The 5,668-nt window shown below is 31.1% G+C and carries 4 protein-coding genes and 2 pseudogenes; 3 read left to right on the plus strand and 3 right to left on the minus strand.

All coding sequences use genetic code 11. From position 1 onward, the window contains the following. From ABWO04_RS09540 to ABWO04_RS09550, 3 genes and pseudogenes are all read left to right on the plus strand, one after another. A pseudogene (locus ABWO04_RS09540) lies at positions 1-94 on the plus strand (dethiobiotin synthase); the annotation flags it as partial. Positions 95-184: 90 nt separating this feature from the next. Continuing rightward, positions 185-1,462 (plus strand): adenosylmethionine--8-amino-7-oxononanoate transaminase, encoded by a 1,278-nt coding sequence (gene bioA, locus ABWO04_RS09545; RefSeq protein ID WP_353079495.1) that lies wholly within the window; start codon positions 185-187, stop codon positions 1,460-1,462. After that, positions 1,456-2,607, plus strand: coding sequence for a beta-ketoacyl synthase N-terminal-like domain-containing protein (locus ABWO04_RS09550; RefSeq protein ID WP_353079496.1), 1,152 nt, complete (start codon positions 1,456-1,458; stop codon positions 2,605-2,607). The genes bioA and ABWO04_RS09550 overlap by 7 nt, the downstream gene beginning before the upstream one ends. Positions 2,608-2,644: 37 nt before the next feature. Here ABWO04_RS09550 and ABWO04_RS09555 read toward each other — a convergent pair whose 3' ends face one another. From ABWO04_RS09555 to ABWO04_RS09565, 3 genes and pseudogenes are all read right to left on the minus strand, one after another. Further along, positions 2,645-4,012 carry an NADH-quinone oxidoreductase subunit N gene (locus tag ABWO04_RS09555; RefSeq protein ID WP_353079497.1) on the minus strand — a complete coding sequence of 456 codons (1,368 nt, stop codon included), beginning with the start codon at positions 4,010-4,012 and terminating at the stop codon, positions 2,645-2,647. A gap of 13 nt (positions 4,013-4,025) precedes the next feature. Next, positions 4,026-5,456, minus strand: a complete 1,431-nt coding sequence (locus ABWO04_RS09560; RefSeq protein ID WP_353079498.1) for a complex I subunit 4 family protein — start codon at positions 5,454-5,456, stop codon at positions 4,026-4,028. Further along, positions 5,456-5,668 (minus strand): annotated as a pseudogene (locus ABWO04_RS09565) (NADH-quinone oxidoreductase subunit L); the annotation flags it as partial. The gene ABWO04_RS09560 and the pseudogene ABWO04_RS09565, both read right to left, overlap by 1 nt.

Raw genomic sequence — 5,668 nt, forward strand, 5'->3', positions numbered from 1 at the left:
GATAGGAAGAATTGACAACGAACCGTATTTCGATCAGAATGTAATTAAATATTACGCGGATTTGTTTCGAGAAAATCTTCAAAAAATAGAATAGATTATAGAAATAGCCTTTATCTTTGCACTATAATTTTAGAATTTACGTGCATCTTTTTTCTATGCTCTATTTTCTATATTCTAAAAAAAAATGACGCTTTCAGAAAAAGATAGTTTATATAACTGGCATCCGTATACACAACATAAAATTAATTCGCATTTTCCTGCTATAGTTAAAGGCAAAGACGAATTTTTATGGGATGAAAACGGGAAGCAATATATTGATGCTATTGCGTCTTGGTGGGTCAATCCGTTCGGGCATAGTAACACATTTATTGCTGATGCCATCTACAAACAACTTACGACATTAGAACACGTTTTGTTTGGTGGTTTTACTCATAATGTTGTGGTAGAATTAGCCGAAAAATTAGTTGAAATTTTACCTTCTAATCAGAGAAAGTTTTTTTATTCTGATAATGGTTCAACAGCTGTGGAAGTAGCTATAAAAGCTTCATTTCAATATCATTATAACATAGGAATTAAAAAAAATACCATTATTGCTTTTGAAGATGCTTTTCACGGTGATACTTTTGGAGCAATGGCGGTAAGTGGCATTGGCTTGTTTACAGAAGCGTTTCAAGAGGCATTAATTAATGTAGTTCGAATTCCAGTTCCTACAAAAGGCAATGAAGAAATTTCAAAATTAGCATTAGAAAAGGCAATTTCTGAAAATGAAGTCGCTGCTTTTATTTTCGAACCTTTGGTTTTAGGTGCTGCTGGAATGGTTATGTACGAAGCTGCTGAATTAGACAAGTTGCTTTCAGTTTGTAAGAATAATGATGTTTTCACCATTGCCGATGAAGTGATGACAGGTTTTGGAAAAACAGGTAAATTATTTGCTTGTGATTATTTGAAAAACCAACCTGATATGATGTGTTTGAGTAAAGCGCTTACGGGTGGTACAATTCCAATGGCGATTACCACTTTTACACAAGACATTTTCGATGGATTTATGAGCGATAACGTGAATCAAGCGTTATTACACGGACACACATTTACCGCAAATCCAACAGGTTGTGCTGCAGCATTGGCAAGTATTTCTTTATTAGAAAAACCTGAAACTTTTGATAACATCAATAGGATTAACGCTTCGCATCTTGAGTTTGAAAAATATATTTCTAAGCATACTAAAGTAAAATCGACTCGTGTTTTAGGAGTTATTTTTGCTTTAGAAGTTCAAGTTTCCGAAAAACAAGACTATTATAGTAATTTGCGTAACCAATTTTATAATTTTTTTATAGATAAAGGTATCATTTTGCGACCAGTTGGTAATGTGATTTATATTTTACCTTCTTACATTATTTCAGAAGGAAGTTTGCAACAAATTTATACTACTATCGAACAAGCTTTAAACGAAATTCAATGTTAAAACAACCCTTTTATATACATTCAATTGCTTCTATATCTGCATTAGGAATTACATCTGCCGAAATTTGGGATAATTATTTGCATAAAAATTCGTTGTTTCAAAAGTTGACAGCCAATAAAAAAGAATATTGGGTTTCTAAATTTTCAGATAAAGAAATTACATTTTTAAATACTATTATAAATTCAGATTCGAAATACAAACATTTAGATAAATCGGTAATAATGGCGATTTTGGTTGCCAGAAAATGCTTTGAAAACAGTAATTTTTCGAATAAAAATATTGGAATTAATTTTGGTTCTTCTCGAGGGGCTACCACATTATTTGAAAAGCATCATACCGATTTTATAACTAATGGCGTAGTTTCTACTTTTACATCACCAGCTACAACTTTAGGAAATATTTCGAGTTGGGTGTCGCACGATTTACAAACTAATGGTCCAGAAATCTCCCATTCAATAACTTGTTCTACAGGTTTGCACGCATTGTTAAACGGAATTGCTTGGTTGCAATCGGGAATGTCAAATCAGTTTTTAGTGGGAGCAAGTGAAGCACCTTTAACACCATTTACGTTAAGTCAAATGACGGCCTTAAAAGTGTATTCTAATGAAGATAATGCTTTAGCCAATAGATGTTTGGATTTCGAAAAAACTTCAAATACCATGGTTTTAGGTGAAGCGGCAGCTTGTTTATCCTTATCACTTTCTTCAGAAAAAGCAATTGCTAAAATCACAGGAATTGGCTTTGCTACAGAAATTTTATCAAGTAGCACTTCTATTTCAACGGAAGCAGAATGTTTTCAAAAATCGATGAAAATGGCTATTGGAAGCTATACTGTTAATGATATAGATGCGATAGTAATGCACGCACCAGGAACTATTCAGGGTGATAAAACGGAATTTGAAGCCATAAAAAAAGTGTTTGGCAACAAATTACCTTTGTTAACTTCAAATAAGTGGAAAGTAGGGCATACGTTTGCTACTTCAGGCTTATTGAGTATTGAATTGGCCATATTGATGCTTCAAAACCAACATTTTATTGAAACGCCATTTTATAAGAATCAAAACACGACTAAGAAATTAAATAGAATATTGGTAAATGCCGTTGGATTTGGCGGAAATGCTGTTTCTGTTTTAATTGAGTTGTAAAAAAAAGTCCAAATGTAAATTTGGACTCTCTTATTTCTTATATTAAATTCAGTATCGAATCTGGGAAAATTCCTATCAGAATTAATAATACTGTAGCTACTATTCCAACTATATAATATTCTGAATGATTAGCATATTCTTTTCCGTAAACAGGATCTTTTGTATACATAGCAATTACTATTTTAAAATAGTAGTAAACTGCAATCATCGAATTAATTATAGCGACAATTGCCAATCCAATAAAACCGCTTGCGATAATTTGATTTAGTAAGAAAAATTTAGCAAAAAATCCTGCTAAAATTGGAATTCCAGCCATTGATAATAAAGCGATGGTCATAATAAAAGCCATTAATGGATGTTTTTTACCTAATCCATTAAAGTTTTCTATTTGATCGTTATCTTCATTTTTGGTTACTAAAAGGATAACTGAAAACGCTGCCAATCCTGCAATTGCATATGATGTGGCGTAAAATAATAAATTATTTTCTGCGGCATTTATGTTTAATAAAGTTAACAACATAAAACCAGTATGTGAAATACCTGAATAGGCAATAACTCTTTTTATTTTTTTCTGACGTAAAGCCATTACATTACCAAACAACATAGTTGCAATTACCACTACTACAATTACTTGTGTATAACTGTAAAGCATTTGGCTGTTTAATATTGTAATTAATTTGAAGAAGGAAGCCATTGCGGCAACTTTTGCAAAAGTACTCATTATAGCTGTTACTTGAGTAGGTGAGCCCTCATATACATCTGGCGCCCAAAAGTGCATTGGTGTAGCGGCTACTTTAAACAGCATTCCAATTGTAATTAAAATCACACCAATGTAAAACCAAAACTCAGTACTTGCTGAGATTGATGCTTCATATAATGTTCCGATATCAAAAGTGCCCGTTGCACCATATATCATGGTTATTCCAAACAATAAAATACCTGAAGCAAATGAACCCATTAAAAAGTATTTCATACCAGCTTCATTACTTTTTATGTTTAATCTATCGCTTCCTGCTAATACATATAATCCAATAGATAATACTTCAATTCCCAAGAAAAACATAGCTAAATTGCTAAAACTTACCATTGCTACTGCGCCAGAAAGCATAAATATTTTTATCGAAATAAAATCTGATAATTTTGAACTGTTTTTGTAACTCGGCGCACTCATTAAAATAAGCAAAGCCGTTAATAATATAAATAAACTTGAAAATGCTTTTGCAAATTTATCTGAAATTATCATTGATTCGTAACTTGAGATTTCAGGTAATTCATCAATTAAGTTTACGCCAAATAATCCCATTAAGGCGATTATTGATACAGGAATAATAATCTTTTTTAGATTCATTATTTCAGCTAATAAACAAAATATTCCGATTCCTATTATAGCAATTAATGTAGTCATTTTATGATGATTATTATTTAATTTGAGTTAAAATTGATTGTAAACTTGGTGTAATTAAATCGATAATTGGCTGAGGAAATAATCCAAAGAAAATTGTAACACCAACTACAATTACTAGCACTATGCTTTCTTGTTTTGTTATTTTTTGAAAAGATTTTGTTTCAGAACCTAACATTACCTTTTGAAACAATCGTAACATATAAAAGGCACCAAGTATTATTGTAGTTCCTGCAACTACTGCGTACCAAATATTTAATTTAAATAAACTATATAGTAGATTAAATTCACCAATAAAATTAAAAGTAGTTGGTAACGCAACAGAGGCTAACATTATAATCATAAATAACGATGCAAAATAAGTGTCTTGAATTCTGATTCCGCCCATTTCTTTAATTTCGTAGGTGTTGTATCTGCTGTAAATTAATTCTACTACATAAAATAATCCAACAATTACAATTCCGTGAGAAAGCATTTGTAAAACCGCACCTTGGAATCCTTCAAAAGTTATAGAATATAAACCAGCAGCAATTAAACCTACGTGTGATAAAGACGAATAGGCTAAAAATTTCTTTATGTCTTTTTGTTTTAATGTTACAATCGCACCATAAATAATTCCTGCAATTGATAATGCAACAATATATGGAATGTGGGCTTTTGCTACTTCATCTGTTAATGGCAATTGCCATCTTAGCACACTATATAATCCCATTTTTAACATAATTCCAGACAATAACATCGTACCAACAGCAGGTGCTTTACTATACGTGTTAGCTTGCCAAGTATGAAAAGGAATCAATGGAATTTTAATAGCATAGGCTAAAAAGAAAGCAACGAAAATATATGTTTTTTCTGAAGTTGTTAATTGCAACGCATATAATTTATTGATATCAAAACTACCACCTTTTGTGTACAGATAAATAAATGCCAAAAGCATAAATAAGGATCCAGCAAACGTATAAATAAAGAATTTTAAAATGGCTTTTTTACGTTCTTCCAAATCTCCATTACCCCAATTTAAAGCAATAAAATAAATAGGAATTAATGCAATTTCCCAAAAGATATAATATAAAATTCCATCCGCTGCTAAAAATGTTCCTGCCATAGCAAAACCCATAAATAGCATTAAAGCATAAATAGATCTTGAATTTTCAAATTTTGTGATGAATCCAGATAAAATAATTAAGGGTAATAATCCAGTGGTTAACAATAACATCACTAAAGATAAACCATCAACGTGTAAGGCGAAGTTTATGTTTAGTTGAGTAATCCAAGGTACATTTACATCTAAATTTTCACCTGCTTGATAAGCATTTAAACTTAATAGTGTCACTCCGAAAGCAGCAATACTTGAAACTAAAGCTATTTTAGGCGCGAACTTGTTTCCTGATAAATAGGTGACAATTGCGCCAACTAATAATACAATTAAAACGATACTACTATCCATTATTTTACATCTCGAATTATAAATACATAAACTAAAAACCCAACCATTCCGAATATGAATGCAAATAAATACACACCAATATTACCATTTTGAATTTTCTTTCCTTTTATAGATAATGCATATGTAGCACCACCTAAACCAATAACTGCTTTTGAAATAAATTTCTCCACATATTTTTTAGCAAAATTGGAAATCATATAGATTGGTTTCAC

It is taken from the genome of Flavobacterium sp. (assembly GCF_040382755.1).
Classification (GTDB): Bacteria; Bacteroidota; Bacteroidia; order Flavobacteriales; family Flavobacteriaceae; genus Flavobacterium.

Coding starts and splice junctions, on each gene's coding strand:
- bioA (WP_353079495.1), top strand. CDS start 185: ATGACGCTTTCAGAAAAAGATAGTTTATATAACTGGCATCCGTATACA.
- ABWO04_RS09550 (WP_353079496.1), top strand. CDS start 1,456: ATGTTAAAACAACCCTTTTATATACATTCAATTGCTTCTATATCTGCA.
- ABWO04_RS09555 (WP_353079497.1), bottom strand. CDS start 4,012: ATGACTACATTAATTGCTATAATAGGAATCGGAATATTTTGTTTATTA.
- ABWO04_RS09560 (WP_353079498.1), bottom strand. CDS start 5,456: ATGGATAGTAGTATCGTTTTAATTGTATTATTAGTTGGCGCAATTGTC.